This is a genomic window from Mesorhizobium sp. L103C105A0 (assembly GCF_000502215.1).
Lineage (GTDB): Bacteria > Pseudomonadota > Alphaproteobacteria > Rhizobiales > Rhizobiaceae > Mesorhizobium.
On record NZ_AYXF01000003.1, the window covers coordinates 379,774 to 397,363 of the forward strand.

The following is a 17,590-nucleotide window of genomic DNA, read 5'->3' on the forward strand; positions in this document are numbered from 1 at the left end:
GCGCGATTGATCCATGTTCTGGCGAAACGTGGCGCGTTCCTCCATGGACTTCTGCCACTTCAGCAAGGTGGCCGTAGTCGCAGTNATCGCCCTGCGCGATTGATCCATGTTCTGGCGAAACGTGGCGCGTTCCTCCATGGACTTCTGCCACTTCAGCAAGGTGGCCGTAGTCGCAGTGGCCGCTTGAGCGATATCTATGGGCGTTGCAACCATCGCATCCTCCCAAAAAGGCAATGGTAAACGCAATCTTTATAAGCCCGACGAAACCCTTTCTTCAATCAAAAACGAACATACGGCACATGGCAAAACGGCTATTCGTCGGGCCGCTCGACGGCGGCTTCGTCGACCTCGGCTTCCATCTCGTCGTTGACGGTCTTGGTCTTTCCAAAACCAGCCATCGGCACACCGTCAAAACCCTGGAGCCACCCGTCGGCATGTTCCTGCCAATAATGGCACCTCACGCTCCTTGCCATCCTTGCGCGCTTGGGCGCCGTACATCCAGGCGTAGGTGGCGCGCTCCTGNGCTCCTTGCCATCCTTGCGCGCTTGGGCGCCGTACATCCAGGCGTAGGTGGCGCGCTCCTGATCTTTCTTAGGCACGGCGATTTGTGTCATCCTCAGCGAACGCCGGCTTGCCCGCTTCACGCTCGACTCCGAGCAGATCGAACTCGTCGTTCGCAAAGCACTTGGCCTTCAGCCAGTTGGTCGACGGTATTTGCTGTCCTTGCGCTTCGACACCTTGCCTTCAAGTCCGGCCTTGTCGAGCAAGTGAAAGATGGTCTTGGCTTCCCCCCGGCAGAGGCTCGCTGAGCTGAATACGCCCGCCGGGCGCGATATAGCGCGGCCTCGGTCAGTCAGCCAAGCGGCATCGCGGTGCATGATAGCACCGAGAATCGCGGCGTACACGCTGCCGACTTCCTCTGCGCAGGATATGCCCAGCTTGTCCGCGCGGTCTTCCATCGCTTGCTCGGCCAGGTCGCTGATGCCAAGCGCGATTGTCTGCTGCGGATGGAAGGACGCTGACTGTAAAAGCCCGCCCAACCTTTCGGCGGGCGGGCTTCCACTGTCGGAACTGGAGAGTGTCATGTCGACAGCCCCGACAGGTCGGAAAGGGGTCGCTGGTTAGCGGCGCGAGATCAGCAGGCAGAGCCGGCGCAGGTCACGATCATAGGTGTCTTCGTTGCTAAGCACTTCGACGCAGCGCTTCTTCATCCGAGTGACCTGGGCGTTCGACATATCGCCGACAACGCTAGCCAGATTCGGGTTGCTCGATGCGGTCGGGTTGCTGGGGTTGGCGGCTGGATTGGTTCCAACGCCGACATTTACGTCGGTACCAACCCCGGTGACGACACCGACATTGGCGCTGCCGGTTCCGATGGAAGCAGTCGCTCCGCCAGTGTCGCCGACGGAGGCTGCGGCATTTGCCCCAGAACCGCCTAGGGACACGCTAGCCGTAGCGCCGCTGTTGCCGCCCACATTAGCGCTGGCGCCTCCGCTGCCGACGGATACCCCGCCGACNACGCTAGCCGTAGCGCCGCTGTTGCCGCCCACATTAGCGCTGGCGCCTCCGCTGCCGACGGATACCCCGCCGACGCCTCCGACACTAATTCCAGCTGCTGTCGCTGGCATGCAAAGAATTGCGAGAACAGATCCGGCAGTCAGACTGCCCCATAAGAATTTCAAAAATTCTTGCCATAGTACGCCTCCTTGTTGCCCTTCAAAGGATGGGACATTTTTGGGCATTTACGGACCCGATAGTGACGCACTAGAGTTTAAAAAACAAGCTAACGGCCCGCGAAAGCTGCGTCTTGGGTCATTACTTGGTAATAGCAAGAGTCAGACATAATAAAATTACTTTGACTAGGACGTGATTCCTCTACTTGTCATTCAATATCCTTGCCTAAGCACCCCATCGTCAATAATATTGTGCGGTGCAACAAGATTCAGAGATGGACCATGCGACGATCAGTAAGCGGCTAATACCGCCGATCTGACATACAATGCTATATTAGCTCCTCTTGACGAACCCGACCGGCGGGCGGAATCAGAATCCCGTCAGCGCAACCCTACAAAATCGCACTGGTCTGCCTGAAGCATCGCGACGATGGCCGACGATTTCTTTCGGAGATTTGAATGTCGCACAACGTGCTGCCACCAAGCCGACCGCCGCGCTGAGCTCCGCGCAGTCACCGGTCTTGGCTACGGCCGGATCTATGATCAAAGCCCTGAGCCGGAGCCATCCGGGGTCTACGCCTGCCGCCCCGTATTTATTGTCACAACAAGGGGAACAACGGCAGCTCGGCCGTGTTGGGCCAGTTAAGCAATATTGCAGGAGCACAACATGCATTTCGTCAAAGCGCTTTTGGCTGCGATCACCATCGGTCTCATCAGCCCGGGGGCAATGGCTCAGACCGCGACGCCGTCCCCGCAGGAATTTGTCAAAGCAGCTGCGAGTTCAGACATGTTCGAGATCCAGTCGAGTGAGTTGGCGCTGCGGAAATCGAAGACATCACGAGTGAAGGAATTCGCTCGCATGCTGATCAAGGACCACACGACTTCTTCCAAGCGGCTCATTGCGGCGGCAAAGAAGGACGACGTCGCAGTGGCGCCGGAGATGACAAGCAAGCATGCTGCCCAATTGGAAGCGTTGAGCAACGACAGCAGCGGGGCGTTCGATAACGCCTATATCGACGCCCAGGTGGCAGCGCACCAGGAAGCCCTGACGCTGATGACCTCCTATGCAGAAAACGGTCAGGCAAAACATCTGGCGGCTCATGCGAAAAAGACCGCGCCGGTGATCCGGCAGCATTTCAAACATGCCCAGCAACTGAGCAAGAGCGGTTCTCAGGGCTGAGTGGATCTGGCCACGACGTTGGTTCTTCGCGGCGCTGTGGAGTCTGTGGCCAACACTGCCTCCGCCCTCAGGAACGCTGCAACCTTTAAGCGGTGGTCGATGCAGGAACTCTAAAGGTGCGTCGCTCAGGTAGTCCGGCGTGCAAGCACCAGCGTCGTCGAAGTTGCCAAACGAACAGGAGACCTGACATGCCAAAGCTAAACGAGACCTCGCATTCGAGACGAAGTGACTTCGCCAATGATGAACCCATTCGCCCGGAGGATGCCGCCGTGTTGGACAGCCCCGTGGGCCACGAAGACAGGCACGGCGCGGAGCCAGGTTTCGTGGGAGCCGACGATGTCGACCAGCCGCTCGGCGCAAGGCCCCGCAGCGAAATTACCGGTCGTCATGATGAAGGGGCAGGCGCCAATGAGACGATGGACGGCTTAAGCGAAACCGAGGAACTGACCCGCAGCTACGCCGAGGACATACCAACCGGTGACAATGATGAGGACGAGGAAGACATCCCTGTCTTCGAAAGAGGCCGAAGCAACACCGACCTCTGAGCGGCGCCAAGTCTGAACCCACGGTGAGGAACATGACAATGAGCACATTCGGACTTCGGATTGTGTCTTTGGGGCTCCGGGCTTTTTTGGGGCTGGGGGCCTCGCTGATTTTGGGCGCCCAGGCATCTGCGCAGACAAGTCAGCCGGCTCAACAATCCGGCGACTCATCGCAAACAGGCAAGCACGATCGTCTGCCGGCGCAAGGATCGTCGCCGACCGCCAAGGATGATGTCGGCGTTGACGTCTCGCTCGGCCGGCCGGAGGTGAAGCAACAGGTTGCAAGACATCTAGGAGTGGCTGAGACCGAGTTGCCACTGGCGGTGCATGTGCCGATCGCGCTCGCTTCGCAAGTCTGCGGGCAAGAGGTATTTACCGCCCGCGCCAATGTAAACCGAAGCTGCACCGCGACGAAGTTCATTCCGGAAATCGCCGAGGCGGCACGCAACCATCCACAAACCTCCGCGGTACCGGAGCAGTAGCATCGAAATGTCCGAACCCGGCGCGACGGTCGCGCCATGCTTACCCTAGGATAGCGCTCCAACCCGGCGTAAATCAGCCCCACCGCCGTCTGTTGGCGGCATGCATGATGGCGTTCGCCGCCGTCTCTTAACCAATGTGAATGCTGTCGCTCCGCAGCCACGCTACGAGATCCTGTCCGAAGCGGAGGCAGGCAGATGCCACTGGAGTGCCTGATCGATCAATATGTGAGCAGCCGCAAGCGGCGGGGTCTTTTGTCGACACGGCATGCTCTCGAGGCGTTGAAAGAGGCCCTTCCGGCGCTGTCGATCGGCGAAAGCCATCTTGTCAATATGATCGCCGAGCGAGCGCTCGCCTTTGGCCTCGCCATCCACTTCGATCATTCCGGCGAGAATGCCGGGTAAGACATCCACGAGAGCGTCTGCTGATGCCACAGGACGAGGAACTCGGTGTCGCGTAGTTCCATCTTCATTGCCTGGCGGTCGGGCAAATCATTCCGAGGCTGCTCCCGTCCGTGTTCTAGGCGGGTGGTGAAGGTCGCCGACGCGATGCCACGGCGTGCGCCGACCTCACCTCGGCATTCGACAACCCTCCAGCTTTGGCCAGTTGGAGCTTTCGTCTACTTGCAGCAGCCCTAGCGAGGCTCGATCAGCCTCCGCGTTCGGCAGTTTCGGAAGTTTTGCTCCAGCGGGCGGTTCGGTCCGACGAATTGAGGTTGAAGGAGAAGATGATGACGGACAACAAAAGCGAGCGTGATTTTGGCGACAGGAACCGGGTCTCGTCCAACGAACGCAACGAACACTTCCATTTTGCCCAGCAGAACGGCATAACGCCTGAGCAGGCGATGGAGCTCATCATAGCCGCCGGGAATGACCGCGCCTCGTTGCGGCTGCGAAGGAATTGAAGTCAGTTTCCCGGGGCGGCTCGCTTACGGCATGTCGCTATCGAGGAGGACCTTGAGCCGTGGTGAGAATTTGAGTGTATCGTCATGCTGACGCACACGCGGGCAGGTCGAGCGTGAAAGTGACAATTGTACCCTGCCCAACATGCGGCAAGCACTGGAGGTTCGAGGCTGCGCAGATCTCCTATCGTGACCCCGAACCATAATCCACTCCAACCCGAGTCCTGGACGCACGGCGTAGCAACGAGCCTACTTCCTGCCGTCGTTCAATAATAATCCCGCGCCGCAGTCAGCCACGAGATCACCGTCGTCTGCCGGACGCGTGTCGGCTTCCAAACTGACAAACGCACCGCCTTTGTAGCGACGCTTTCCAGCCACGATCACCTGCGCAGCTTTGCCGCGCTCGCTGCGCACCAATAATTTCCATCTCCTTCCCTCAAACTGATCTTGCGCAGGCGGTCGTTTTGCCGCTGGCAGGCGCTGTCCTTCCGCTTCGATCGCGGTAGCGCCCAGTATCAACGCTGGCGGATCAAACCGCACAATCAGCACCTCAAAGCTGATCAGCAGAAGCAGCAGTGAATCAGGATCTTGTCGATCAGGGTCCAAAGGGCCCGAGCACATATGTCTGGGCACGGTGACCGTGGCATAGCCGGCGCTGCAATGACGGCGTCGGCGCCCGGAGCCGGAAAGCCCAACTAAGAAAATCGTCGGCGGTGCCGATCTCGAAGAAATTCTAGCCCGGCACGGTGAACAGGCTGGGGGCCGCATCGCGATATAGGATTCAGCACAGCTCTGGCGGCACCGAGTTGATCGACCCACTCCCGCTCGACGGCCCCGGCTACGTCCATGGTCAGCACGCGCAGCATGGTCAGCTGGCGCTTCATCGCGCGCAGATCGCGACGGTCGGCCTCTTTCGGCTCATGAAAACGTCACTCTGTGTTTGCTAGACGCGGTGCTGGATCGGTTACCACGCGTCAGATCTGGATCATCACGTTGCCGGCCTCGATTCTCACCGGATAGATCGCGAGATTGACGCAGACCGGCGCGCCCTGGCCTGGCCGGTGTTGTAATTGAAGCGGCCATTGTGCTTCGGGCATCGATGACGTCGTCGATCACCAGCTTTCGGCTAGATGCGGCTTCTCATGCGTCCAATATCCGTCGGTGGCTAACAACTCGTCATCGGGCGAGCGGCAAACCGCGAGGATCGAAGCAGATGACATCCTCTTTCGAGATGTCGTCCACCGCGCACGCTTCAATCCAGTCAGCCATCTCCGGCTCCGGCAAAATTCGCTATCGCTATTCAGCGGCCGCCGACATATCCACCTGGTGAAATTCGCCGCGATAGGGTCTGGCTGTCGGCGGCAATTTCCGCTTGAGATAGAAATCCTCATATTTCAGCTGTCGAAGCAGCACCGGCCAGACCTCGCGATAGGCATGCCACATCGACGGGTTCGCCGCCGGCAGGTCGTGCTTGATCAGCTCGTGCAGTCTTGGCAGCGCATGATAGGGCACCATCGGGAACATATGGTGTTCGACATGGTAGTTCATGTTCCAGTAGATGAAGCGGCTGACCGGGTTCATGTAGACGGTGCGCGTGTTCAGCCGGTGGTCGACGACNGTTCATGTTCCAGTAGATGAAGCGGCTGACCGGGTTCATGTAGACGGTGCGCGTGTTCAGCCGGTGGTCGACGACATTGTCGGCCAGGCCGATATGCTGCAGCAACCCTGTCAGCACCATGTGCCAGCTGCCATAGAGACGCGGCAGGCCGATCAGCACCAGCGGCAGCAGCGACCACGTGAACAACGCCAGCCCGACTGTCGCCGCATAGATGGCGACATGCCAGCGCGCAGCGATCACCGCCTTGTGCTGCTCCATCTCGGGGATATAGCTCTTCTCTTCATCGGACAGCTTGCCGAACGCCTGGCGCACCAGCGCCGGCAGCGAATAGCGGAAATCGAGAATACCGGTGAAGGCGAGCGCCGCCCGCAGCAGATCTGGGGGGCGCATTACCGCGATCTCGGCATCGCGGCCGACGATGATGGTATCGGTGTGATGGCGGGCATGGCTCCAGCGCCATTGCACTGGGTTGCGCATCAGCATGAAGCTTGAGATCTGGTAGACGACATCGTTCATCCAGCGCGTCCGGAACGCGGTGCCGTGGCCGCATTCGTGCCAGCGCGAGTCGCTCGACGAGCCGTAAAGCACGCCATAGACGAACAGGAACGGCACCACCCACCACGTGCCCCAGAACCATACGATGCCGGCGGCCGACAGCAGGATCGCCGCGACCCAGATGATCGTGTCGCGGATCGCCGGCCCGTCGGAGCGCTGCATCAGCTCCTTCATGGCCTTGCGAGGCACGTCGGTGTGATACCACTCGGCCGAGGCGAGCCCGGTCTCGATGGCGCGTTTGGTGCTTTCACCGACCAGGCTGTAGTCACGCTTCCTGCTTGCCGTCATCGTCATCTCCGCTTTCCCGCCTGCGCTCCGCAAGGGCTGCCTGGGGTCGGCCCGGTCGCGCCCGCTTCCGTGTTCCGGCGCACTTCCCGCCCGCCGCGGCAACCGATCGTGCGTTTCAAGCCGGTCACCCCTGCAGTCTCGCAAAAGCGCCGGACGGCGCAGGGTAATCCTGTTGCGGCTGCCGGGCGATCGACGCTATCCTCGCTTCCGCTTCGGCGATCTGGCCGGCACCGTCGAGCACCCGGAACACGGCGTCATAGGAGCGGCTTTCGCCATGGTCCAGCCAAATCATCTCGCCCCGTTCGCGCGCGGCGAGATTGCCCAGAACATGATGCGTCGAGGGTTCGATTCCCAACGCATATAGGCCGGCCTGGAAGTTCTGCCACTGATAGGTGCAGGGCAGCTGATCCTTGCGGGTCACGACCTCGAAGCCGAGGCCCAGGTGGTCATTGACGACGGCTACCGGCACCTCGCCCGCCGCATCGGCGCCAAGCTCGTGCTCCCAGACCTGCTCGCTGAATCCCAGCTGCGGCGCCGGCACGGTTCGGTAGCCGACCTTCTGAGCCTCGTAACGATCGCCGGCGTGCGCCGCCCAGACGACATCCCGGATCGGCGCCAGGTAGCGCGAACCCTCGTCGAGCAAGGGATGGCTGACGTTGACGTGATAGAAATACATGTGCGGCGTGCGGCTGAAACCATGATTGACGACGCGGTCCGACAGCCGGATCTCGCTGCCGCCGACATCGGCCTCGATGCGGCGCAGCAAATGGAGATCCTCGCCGAACACGGTTGCCTGCTGGATGATGCCTTCCGCCCACAGCACGCAGCGGTCGCCGTCCCAGGCCTCGCCGTAGCCGGTCAGCCGCGCCGGCACGGTGCCGATGCGGCCATGCAGCGAGTGCAATACCCGCTTGCGCCCCGGATAATTGTAGCTTTCGGCCGGCACGTCTTGCCGGCCCAGTATATGGTCGAGGCCGCAGGTGACGAGCAGCCCCGAGAACGACCGGCCAAAGGCGAAACCGTCCTCCCCTTCATGCTCGTGCAGTCCGGGGTGGCGAAAGCCACTCGGCGAATGCCAGCCGATCGCCTGGCCCCGGAAGTCGCAATCGGCGATATCGAGCGCCCGGTCGACCAGCGCCGTGAAGCGCAGGCCGGAGCCGGTGCGGAACTCGAGCATCCGGATGCCGCGCTCCACGCCGTCGCCGAGCGTCATCAGCCGCACGCCGGCAAACTGCGACAGCATGCCGGACCGCTCGGCCACCTGCCTTCGCGACAGCGTCTTGCCGTAAAGCTCTACCATGCGACGTCCTTCACTTTGCCCTCGCCTCCTTGAGCAAGGCCGACATGTCGGCGCCGGTGATGATGCTTTCCACCGTCAACAGGTCGGTGTCGGCGACCGTCTGTTCCGCGACGATTTCGCCGCGGCGCATGACGATGATGCGGTCGGCGACCTGGAACACGTGGTGGATGTTGTGGGTGATGAGCAGCACCGAGTGGCCGGCGTCGCGCACCTCCTTGACGAAGCGCAGCACGCCGTGGGTTTCCTCGACGCCAAGATTGTTGGTCGGCTCGTCGAGTATGATCACCTTGGCGGCGAACTGCATGGCGCGCGAGATCGCGATCGATTGCCGCTCACCGCCCGAGAGGGTGCTCACCAGCGCATCTGCATCGAGCTTTTTCGAAATGCCGACCCGCTTCAGCAGCGCCGAGGCGGCGTTGCGAAGCTTGGCGAGATCGAGCGGCGCGAACACGCCGAGCCAGCCGAAATTGACCGGCTCCCGGCCCAGGAAAAGATTGCGCGCGATGCTGAGGTCCGGCGCGAGCGATGTGTCCTGATGGATGGTCTCGATGCCGAGGTCCATCGCGTCGCGCGTCGAGCGGATCGATGCCTTCTCGCCGCGCACGAAGATGTCGCCGTGGTCGGCCGGGAAGACGCCGGAGATCGCTTTGATCAGCGTTGACTTGCCGGCGCCATTGTCGCCGAGCAGGGCAACCACCTCGCCTTCGTTGAGGGTGAACGAGGCGTTCTTCAGCGCACGCACGTTGCCGAAGGACTTTTGCAGGTCTTGCAGACGCAGCACTTCCATCGTCAGCTCCTTGCGGCGTTCTTCTGCAGCAAAGCGTGCAGGATGAGCATGGCGAGGATGATGACGCCGACGAAGATGTTGTATGCCAAGCCCGGCACGCCGATCAGCACGATGCCGTTGCGGATGGCGCGCAGCATCAGCGCGCCGACGATGGTGCCGAGGATGGTGCCGCGCCCGCCGGTGAGCGCCGTGCCGCCGACCACCACCATGGCGATCACTTCGAGTTCGTAGCCGGTGCCGGCCACCGGCGAGGCGGCCGAAATCCGGAACGCGCTGATCATGCCGGCCAGCCCGGCCACCACCGAAGTCAGGATGAACAGCCAGATCTTCACCGCGTCGGCCGGCACGCCGCGCGCCACCGCTGCGTTGCGGTTGCTGCCGATGGCGCTGATCCAGTTGCCGAGCTTGGCGTAGCGCAGGATGTAAATCGCCAGCAGCGACAGGCCGATGAACCACCAGAGCGAGGTGTAGAACCGGAACGAGCCTACATTGAAGCTGCCGGCAAGCAGCGTGACGAAGAAGCCGGGCTGGTCCCACGACTTCAGGGGGAATCCCTGCGTGATGTAGAGCGCCGCGCCGCGCACGACGAGCAGCATCGACAGCGTGACCAGGAAGGAGGAAATGCCGATCTTGGTGACGATCAGCCCGTTGATGGCGCCGATCGCGATGCACAGCACAAGCCCGGCCAGGAGGGCGACGCCGATGTCGATACCGCCATTCTGCACCAGCAGCATCACCACGACGGGCGCAAGGCCGAACACGGCGCCGACCGACAGATCGAACTCGCCCGCCGTCAGCAGCAGCGTCATGCCGAGAGCGATGATGCCGAGCTCGGGCAGGAACGCCATCATGTTGGATATGTTGAGCGGCGACAGGAAGTTGCCGTCGGCGATGGCGAACACCACGAGCAGCACGATGAGGATGATGAGCGAGGAGAATTGCGGCGAACGCAGCAGCGCAGACCTGCCCTTCGCTCGCTGCGTGTCGTCGTCTGCTGTGATTGCCATATCTGTCAGGACCATGCGTTTCGTCCGGCGCCCGCCATTTCGCGGCGGGCGCCGATTGTCGTCACTTGTTGTAGAGTTTCAGGATCGGCTCGACGCTCGAGGTGTCGTAGAGGCTGAATGTGTGAATGTCGTAGCCGATCGGCTCGCCAGAGGCCGCAAGCCCGAGCAGCGCCACCGGCATGAAGCCCTGCGCCGACGGGTACTGCCAGGCCGCAGCATTGACGAAGCCGGACTTGACCGCCTCGGCCGTCTCCTTTGAGTTGCCCCAGCCGACGACCGGGACCTTGCCGGCCGACACACCGGCCCCGTCGAAGACGCGTTTGATGCTTGCTGCCACGGAATCGCCCAGTGCAATGATTGCCGGCGGATTGTTGGCGACCATGTAGTCGGTCATCTTGGCGATGATGCCGGCCGGGTCGGTGCCGCAATCGACCACGTCGTACTTGATGCCGAGCGGATCGAAGACGCTGGCGATGCCCTCGGTCTCGAGCTGCTGGTAGCTGGCGCCCGGCACTTCGACCGGCAGGAACACCTTGTCGCCCTGCTTCACCATCTTGTGGTCGACGAGATACTTGGCCCAGATGACGCCCGCTTCCCTGAGGTCGGCCCCGACATAGGCCTGCCGCCCGGTCGCCGGATCGTCGGTGTTGAAGAACACGATCGGTATGCCGGCGGCCTTGGCGGCCTTCACCTCCTCCGTCCACAGGCCGGGCTGAGCCGAGGTGGTAGCGATGCCGTCCGGCTTGGCGGCGAGCGCCGAGTTGAAAGCCTCCTTCTGCGCCGCCATGTCGCCGCCGCTGAACGAGATCTTGCAGGTCACCTTGAGCTGGTCGCAGGCCTTGGTCGCGCCGGCATTCCAGTCGATCCAGAACGCGTCCGAAGGGCCACCATGCGACAGCAGATAGAAGGTCTTCTGGCCGTCCTGCGCGAATGCCGGCAGGCTCAAGGAGACCCCGGCTACCAGCGTTGCCGCGGCAGCCACTTTCAATGCGAATTTCAACATTCATTCCTCCCTTGGTTGGAGTTGCGCCGCCATGCGCCGGCGGCGCAACCGGCGCTCACAGGCCGTTGGCGCGGAACTTCCCGTCGAGGAATTTCTTCGCGCGCGGCACGTCGTCTTCCGAGAGATGCTCGATGATGACCGGGATGTTTGGGTGCTTTTCCGCCAGCCGCTGCAGATAGAGATCGTAATTCAGCGATCCCAGCCCGGGCGCCGGCAGCTCGATCTCGCCGACGCCGCGGAACNTGCAGATAGAGATCGTAATTCAGCGATCCCAGCCCGGGCGCCGGCAGCTCGATCTCGCCGACGCCGCGGAACGTGTGGCTCTCCATCGCATCCTCGTCGCCGATGTCGGCATGCTTTTCCGACTTGTCGCTGCCCGAACGCTTGACGTCCTTGGCATGTGCGATCTTGATTTTGTCGGTCAGCGTATCGAACACCTGGTTCAGGATCTGGTCCATCCGGTCGATGTTGTGGGTTTCGAAATAGTTGGTCGGATCCATCAGCAGGCCGAGGCCCGGATGGTCGACCTGCGCGAACATCTTCACCGTCTCCTCGACCGAACCGACGACATTGTTGACGTAGGTCTCGAGCAGGAAGACCGCGCCGTGGTCATAGGCGGTCTGGGCAAGCTCGGCGATCACCTTGCGGCATTCCTCGAATCCTTCCTCGGTCTTGTTCTTCGGGTGATGCACCCAGTCGGATTCGGTGTTGTAGGTACCGGTCTCGGAGATCACGTAGGGCGAGCCGAAGGCGCGCGCATTGCGGATGATCTCCTTGAGATAGCCGACGCGCTTGTCGCGCTCGGCCTTGTCGGGATGAATGATGTTGGTGTAGCCCGACACGCAGCAGATCGGCAGGTTGTTGTCGCGGAAGACGTCGCGCACCTGCTTGGCCTTGTCCTCAGTGATCTGCCCGGCCGACAGATCGATATCCCTGAAATGCAGGTCGATCTGCACCGTGTTGAAACCGAGCCCGCGGATCTTCTTTGCCGTCTCTTCGAGGCCGTACGGGAAATAGCCCGTGAAAATACCTGCCTGCATCATGATGTGAACTCCTCCCTAAGCGATTCAGTTGGCTGATTTTATCGAGATTTCGGAAAGCTTGACGGTGCGGCCCTCGTCGATCGAGCGGTAGCCGGCCTCGACCAGCGCCATCGTCTTGACGTTGTCGGCAACCGATAATGCCGGCGGCGCACCGGTCTTCACCGCGTGCTGCAATTGCTCCATCACGCCGATGAAGGCATGCGGGAACCACATCGTGTCCCAGCTCGGGCTGACCCATTCGCCGCCGGTCGTCTNCCATCACGCCGATGAAGGCATGCGGGAACCACATCGTGTCCCAGCTCGGGCTGACCCATTCGCCGCCGGTCGTCTCGGTCGAGGCATAGGTCAGCGTCGAGGCCACGCCTTTCGGCCAGCCGATCGTGCCTTTGGCGACACCCTTGGTGCCGTCGACGCGCCAGTTGATGTGCTGGTCGTCCAGATAGCCCTCCTGGCGCGGTCCGGACCAGACATCCTCCAGCGACACGGCGAGCACGCCGGAGGGAAAGCGCAGCGTCGAGACGGTGATGCCGTCNCCGGACCAGACATCCTCCAGCGACACGGCGAGCACGCCGGAGGGAAAGCGCAGCGTCGAGACGGTGATGCCGTCGCTATGCTCGAATGTCGTGCGCGGGTCCTTGCGTGTCAGAGTGGTGATTTCCGAGGGATCGCCGAACAGGAAGCGCAGCACGTCGAGATGATGCACGCTCATATTGGCGAGCGTCAGCCGGTCGTAGTCCTGAAGGAAAGTCTGCCAGTGCGGGATCGCATGCATGTCGATCTGCGCAAAGACGATGTCGCCCAGNCTGCCTCGTCGCGCAGCTTCACGGCTTCATCGACCGACAGCGCCAGTGGCTTCTGCGCCAGGATCGCCTTGATGTGAGGCTGCTTCAGCGCATGGCGGATCAATGCCGGCTGCTGGTCGGGTGGAAAGGCAAGGTCGACGATCTCGATCTCGGGATTCTCGATCAGCTGTTCCGGCGTGTCGTGGACGGTCGGGATGTCCCAACGCGCGGCGACCTTCTGCGCATTGGAACGGGTGCGCGAGGCGATCGCCACCACGTTGAACTCCGCTTCGCGATAGGCTGCCAGATGGCACTCGGCCATGATCATGCCGGCGCCGATGCAGCCGATACGGTATTCTTTCGTGCGGACCTTCACGTCCGGCTCGAAGCCTTCGCTCGCCATGTCTTCCTCCCGAAGTTCTGTTTTCGCAGCCGCGATCATCTCGCCAACGCGCCTCCGTCCTGCCCGAAATAGTGCACCCGGGCCGGCTCGCAGGATATCGCTACCGCCGCATCCGGCCTGATGTCGGGCTGGCCGCGCAGCAGCGCCTTCAGCCGCGCCTCTCCGGCGGCGAGCGTTACCACCGTGTAGCCGCCAAGCGGCTCGACCTCGAACACGCGTGCCGGGCGGCCAACGCCCCCGTCGACCCAGGGCCGGACCTTGATGTCCTCCGGCCTCAGCCCGATTTCGATCGCGTCGGCCGGAGCAGCGCGATCGTCGATGCTGACCGCGCCTTCGGCGGCCTCGATGCCACCGTCGCCGCGCACCGATTTGAGGATGTTCATGACAGGCGAACCAAGCAGTCGCGCCACATAGGTGTTCGCCGGGCGGTCGTAGATCTCGGACGGGGCGCCGATCTGCCGGATCCTGCCATTCTCCAGAATGGCGATGCGGTCGGCGATCGACATCGCCTCTTCCTGGTCATGGGTGACGTAGATCAGCGTCTTGCCGAGTTCGCGCTGGATGCGCTTGAGCTCGACGCGCGTTTCCTCGCGCAGCCGCGCATCGAGCGCAGAGATCGGGTCGTCCATCAGATAGGCGTTCGGGTCGCGCACCAGGGCGCGGGCTATGGCCACGCGCTGCCGCTCGCCACCGGAAAGCTGCGCCGGCGGCTTGTGCAGGATATGGCCGATGTGGAGCTTGGCGGCCACGTCGGCGACACGCTTCTCGATCTGGGCCTCGGCGACCTTGCGCTCGACCAGCGGGAAACGCACATTGTCGCGCGCGCTCATATGGGGGAACAGCGCCAGGTTCTGGAACACCATGGCGACATTGCGCTCGGCCGGCGAGACGGTGTTGACCGGTTTGCCGCCGATCAGGATCTCTCCGGCATCAGGCGTCTCCAGCCCGAGCACGAGGCGCAGGATTGTCGATTTGCCCGCCAGCGGCGGCCCGAAGAAGCAGAAGAATTCGTTGTCATTGACGGTGAACGAGGCGTCGTCGACGGCGAGCGTCGTGCCGTAGCGCTTGCTGACATTGCGAAAGACGATATCGGCCATGTCAACCTGCCTTCATCGCAATGCCGCTGCGGGCATCGAAGACACGCACGGACGATGCCACGGGGGCGACGACGGCAAGCTCGCCGATCGACAGTCCGACATTATTGTCGAACACCGCCTTCACGGCGGTCTCGCCATCGCCGAGATGGACGACGGTCCTCGCGCCGATCCGCTCGACGAAGCTCACCGGCATGGCGAGGCCCTGCCCGCTCTGCACCAGCGACACCTGTTCGGGCCGGAAGCCGTAAAGCACCTCGGAGCGCGATCCGCGCAAGGTGGCGGCCAGCTCATCCGGCAGCGTCGGCGTGACCCCCAGCGGCCCGAGATCGACCACCAGGCCCCGATCGCTCTCCGCCGGCCTCCCCCTCAGCAGGTTCATGCCCGGGGCGCCGATGAAGCGTGCGACGAAGACGTTGGCCGGATTGTTGTAGACTTCCAGCGGCGTTCCCACCTGCTGCAGCACGCCGTGATCCATGACGGCAATGCGGTCGGCCATGGTCATGGCCTCGAGCTGGTCATGGGTGACGTAGACCATCGTCTGCCTGAACTGGCGCTGCAGCTGCTTGAGCTCGGTCCGCATCACCGCCCGGAAGGCGGCGTCGACATTGGACAGCGGCTCGTCGAGCAGGAAGATCGCCGGCTCCATGATTGCCGAGCGCCCGATCGCCACCCGCTGCAGGATGTTGACCGAGAGCCGGTCGGCCTTGCGGTCGAGCAGCGGCGTCAACTGCAGCAGCTCGGCGGTGGCGCCGACGCGGCGGTCGATCTCGGCTTTCGCCGCACCGCGCATCCGCGGCCCATAGGCAAGGTTCTGGCGCACCGTCATGTGGGTGAAGATGGCGTAGTTCTGGAAAACGAAGCCGACGCCGCGGCGGCCCATGGGCACGCCGGCCACGTCGCGCTCGCCAAACAGGATCTTGCCGCTGGTCGGCTCTTCCATGCCGGCGATCATGTTCATCGTCGTCGACTTGCCGCAGCCCGAAGGCCCGAGCAGCGCCATGAACTCGCCATCGGCGACATCGAGATCCATGGTCTTCAGCGCCGTGAACTCGCCAAAGGTCTTGACCAGGTTGCGCAGCTGGATCGCGCTCATGCCGGCACCAGCCTTGCCCGCGCCATGCGCTTCATGGCGAATACGGCAACGATCGAAAGCACGACCAGGATGGCCAGCGCGATCGCCGCCACATAGCCCCAGATCAGGTCCTGCGTCGTGACCTTGTAGATGTAGACGGAGATCGTCTCCGTGGCGACGCCGGGGCCGCCGCCGGTCATGATGTAGAGCGTGTCGAAGATCTTGAAGTTCTCGATGACGCGGATCGCCAGCGCGATGATGATGATCGTCTTCATCTTCGGCAGCACGATGGTGACGAAGCGCTGCCACGGGTTGGCGCCGAGCAGGGTCGCCGCCTTGATCTGGTCCTGCGGCACGCCGACCAGGCCGGCAAGCAGGATCAGGAACATCAGCGGCGTCCACTGCCAGATATCGGCGATGATCACCGCGATCAGCGCCAGTGTGGGGTCAGACAGCCAGGCGATGGTGACGCGGGAACCGCTGAGTGCCGACAGGATGTCGTTCAGCGGCCCGCCCGACTGGAACAGCATGAAGAACATGTAGCCGGCCACCGCCGGAACCACCATCATCGGCATCAGCAGGATCGAATAGAAGATCCGCTTACCCGGAAAATCGTCCGCGAACAGCGTCGCCAATGCCAGGCCAAGCAGGAATTCGACGGGCACGCACACGACCATGACGATGGCCGTGCGCCTCAGCGCGCTCCAGAAGCGCGCATCGGCGGCAAGGTCGGTGTAGTTGGCGAAGCTGTTCCACATCTCCCATGCGTTCCACCAGCCGAGGCCGGAGAGCGGCGACCAGTCGGTGACGCTGATGTAGAGCTGCATCAGCAGCGGGAAGACGGAGATGAAGAGCACCAAAACCTGCGCCGGCAGCGTCAGCCGGAATCCCAGCCGCGCTCCCTCGTCCCGCAGCGCGGGCTTGCCAAGCGCGGCCTTTGCGTCCTTTGAGACAGTCACGGTCACCGCGCTCATTGCTTGAGCGCGCCGAACGTCAGTCCGCGCACCAGATGGCGCTGGATGGCGATGCCCATGATGACCGGCGGCACCGCGGCGATAAGACCGAGCGCGGCCTTGGCGCCATAGAGCTGCCCGGTCATCGAGGAGGACAGCGAGGCCATGTAGACGGGGATCGTCACCCATTCACGCGTCGTCAGCAGCAGCGCGATCAGATAGTCCGACCAGTTGAGGATGAAGACGAAGAGGGCGGCGCTGGCCAGCGGTGCGCGCATCATCGGCAGCGTGATGCGCGTGAAGACGCGCAACCGCGAACAACCTTCGACAAGCGCCGCTTCCTCGATCTCGCGCGGCATGTCGTCGAAGAAGGTCTTCATGAGCCAGAAAGCGAACGGCAGGGTGACGATGCCGTAGATCAGGGCCAGGCCAAACCAGCTGTCGGTGAAGTTCAGGAAGGCCCACATGATCATGACCGGGATCATCACCGCCATTGGCGGAAACAGCCTGAGCTGGATCAGCGCCAGCGGCAGGTTCTGGCCGGAGCCGAAACGCGACAGCCCGTAGGCCGCAGCCGTGCCCGCCGACATTGCGATCGCCGTGCCGAACACCGAAGACAGCAGCGACGACAGGATCGGCTTCAGCGCGGTGCGGTCGAGCGCCACGATCAGATTGTTGTTGGACTCGCCGAAGACGAACTGGAAATTGCCGAGCGTCGGGTTCTTCGGCCACCATGTCAGGTCGGCGCCGGTCGCCGACCATTCGGCGATCGGCTTGAAGGCCATCGACACCGTCCACAGGATCGGTACCAGCGTCACCGCCATCGCTGCGAAGATCGCGGCGTAGCGGAATATCTCGAAGGGGACGGAACGCTTCATCTGGCTGCTTTGCTGGTGGCGTTGACTG

17 protein-coding genes and 5 pseudogenes are annotated in these 17,590 nt (G+C 62.5%); 5 read left to right on the top strand and 17 right to left on the bottom strand.

Features of this window, described 5'->3' with window-relative positions:
- Nucleotides 1–311: 311 nt before the first annotated feature.
- The 3 genes from X727_RS1000000168990 to X727_RS1000000169000 form a co-directional block, all read right to left on the bottom strand.
- Nucleotides 312–461 (bottom strand): hypothetical protein, encoded by a 150-nt coding sequence (locus tag X727_RS1000000168990; RefSeq protein WP_023834193.1) that lies wholly within the window; start codon nt 459–461, stop codon nt 312–314.
- A gap of 231 nt (nt 462–692) precedes the next feature.
- Entirely contained in the window at nt 693–1,085 is a 393-nt protein-coding gene (locus X727_RS1000000168995; protein ID WP_023743175.1) for a hypothetical protein, read from the bottom strand.
- A 36-nt stretch (nt 1,086–1,121) separates the two neighbouring features.
- A complete protein-coding gene (locus tag X727_RS1000000169000) occupies nt 1,122–1,445 on the bottom strand; it encodes a hypothetical protein (RefSeq protein WP_245274167.1) in 324 nt (107 codons plus the stop codon).
- Between the two features lie 895 nt (nt 1,446–2,340).
- Here X727_RS1000000169000 and X727_RS152260 point away from each other — a divergent pair.
- The 5 genes from X727_RS152260 to X727_RS01000000164655 all read left to right on the top strand — a co-directional run bounded on the left by X727_RS152260 (nt 2,341) and on the right by X727_RS01000000164655 (nt 4,779).
- A complete protein-coding gene (locus tag X727_RS152260) occupies nt 2,341–2,853 on the top strand; it encodes a DUF4142 domain-containing protein (RefSeq protein ID WP_023746332.1) in 513 nt (170 codons plus the stop codon).
- A gap of 188 nt (nt 2,854–3,041) precedes the next feature.
- On the top strand, nt 3,042–3,398 hold the full coding sequence (locus X727_RS152255; RefSeq protein WP_023746331.1) for a hypothetical protein: 357 nt from the start codon (nt 3,042–3,044) through the stop codon (nt 3,396–3,398).
- Between the two features lie 38 nt (nt 3,399–3,436).
- Entirely contained in the window at nt 3,437–3,877 is a 441-nt protein-coding gene (locus X727_RS152250) for a hypothetical protein (RefSeq protein ID WP_023749387.1), read from the top strand.
- Nucleotides 3,878–4,072: 195 nt separating this feature from the next.
- The gene (locus X727_RS152245; protein ID WP_023708917.1) at nt 4,073–4,279 is read left to right on the top strand and encodes a hypothetical protein; all 207 of its coding nucleotides are present in this window, start codon (nt 4,073–4,075) and stop codon (nt 4,277–4,279) included.
- A gap of 311 nt (nt 4,280–4,590) precedes the next feature.
- Entirely contained in the window at nt 4,591–4,779 is a 189-nt protein-coding gene (locus X727_RS01000000164655) for a DUF3606 domain-containing protein (RefSeq protein ID WP_245265855.1), read from the top strand.
- A 246-nt stretch (nt 4,780–5,025) separates the two neighbouring features.
- Here X727_RS01000000164655 and X727_RS1000000168510 read toward each other — a convergent pair whose 3' ends face one another.
- From X727_RS1000000168510 to X727_RS152200, 14 genes and pseudogenes are all read right to left on the bottom strand, one after another.
- A complete protein-coding gene (locus X727_RS1000000168510) occupies nt 5,026–5,382 on the bottom strand; it encodes a hypothetical protein (RefSeq protein WP_156932493.1) in 357 nt (118 codons plus the stop codon).
- 30 nt (nt 5,383–5,412) lie between these two features.
- Nucleotides 5,413–5,698 (bottom strand): annotated as a pseudogene (locus X727_RS1000000169800) (3-methyl-2-oxobutanoate hydroxymethyltransferase); the annotation flags it as partial.
- Between the two features lie 52 nt (nt 5,699–5,750).
- Nucleotides 5,751–6,045, bottom strand: a pseudogene (locus X727_RS01000000164660) (Rieske 2Fe-2S domain-containing protein).
- A 27-nt stretch (nt 6,046–6,072) separates the two neighbouring features.
- Nucleotides 6,073–7,243 (bottom strand): annotated as a pseudogene (locus X727_RS01000000164665) (fatty acid desaturase family protein).
- Between the two features lie 118 nt (nt 7,244–7,361).
- Nucleotides 7,362–8,537 carry an aldose 1-epimerase family protein gene (locus X727_RS152235; RefSeq protein ID WP_023746326.1) on the bottom strand — a complete coding sequence of 392 codons (1,176 nt, stop codon included), beginning with the start codon at nt 8,535–8,537 and terminating at the stop codon, nt 7,362–7,364.
- A gap of 10 nt (nt 8,538–8,547) precedes the next feature.
- On the bottom strand, nt 8,548–9,330 hold the full coding sequence (locus X727_RS152230) for an ATP-binding cassette domain-containing protein (protein WP_023693351.1): 783 nt from the start codon (nt 9,328–9,330) through the stop codon (nt 8,548–8,550).
- Entirely contained in the window at nt 9,327–10,331 is a 1,005-nt protein-coding gene (locus tag X727_RS152225) for an ABC transporter permease (protein WP_050586906.1), read from the bottom strand. The genes X727_RS152230 and X727_RS152225 overlap by 4 nt, the downstream gene beginning before the upstream one ends.
- Before the next feature lie 61 nt (nt 10,332–10,392).
- Nucleotides 10,393–11,334, bottom strand: coding sequence for a substrate-binding domain-containing protein (locus tag X727_RS152220; RefSeq protein WP_023746325.1), 942 nt, complete (start codon nt 11,332–11,334; stop codon nt 10,393–10,395).
- 55 nt (nt 11,335–11,389) lie between these two features.
- Nucleotides 11,390–12,377: pseudogene (locus tag X727_RS01000000164670) on the bottom strand (sugar phosphate isomerase/epimerase).
- Nucleotides 12,378–12,401: 24 nt separating this feature from the next.
- Nucleotides 12,402–13,562, bottom strand: a pseudogene (locus X727_RS01000000164675) (Gfo/Idh/MocA family oxidoreductase).
- A gap of 35 nt (nt 13,563–13,597) precedes the next feature.
- Complete coding sequence (locus X727_RS152215; protein ID WP_023746320.1) at nt 13,598–14,659, bottom strand: ABC transporter ATP-binding protein; 1,062 nt, start codon at nt 14,657–14,659, stop codon at nt 13,598–13,600.
- 1 nt (nt 14,660) lies between these two features.
- Entirely contained in the window at nt 14,661–15,752 is a 1,092-nt protein-coding gene (locus X727_RS152210) for an ABC transporter ATP-binding protein (RefSeq protein ID WP_023834196.1), read from the bottom strand.
- The gene (locus tag X727_RS152205) at nt 15,749–16,705 is read right to left on the bottom strand and encodes a sugar ABC transporter permease (RefSeq protein WP_023834197.1); all 957 of its coding nucleotides are present in this window, start codon (nt 16,703–16,705) and stop codon (nt 15,749–15,751) included. Before X727_RS152205 ends, X727_RS152210 begins: the two co-directional genes overlap by 4 nt.
- Nucleotides 16,702–17,562, bottom strand: coding sequence for a carbohydrate ABC transporter permease (locus tag X727_RS152200; protein WP_023746317.1), 861 nt, complete (start codon nt 17,560–17,562; stop codon nt 16,702–16,704). The genes X727_RS152205 and X727_RS152200 overlap by 4 nt, the downstream gene beginning before the upstream one ends.
- Between the last annotated feature and the right edge of the window lie 28 nt (nt 17,563–17,590).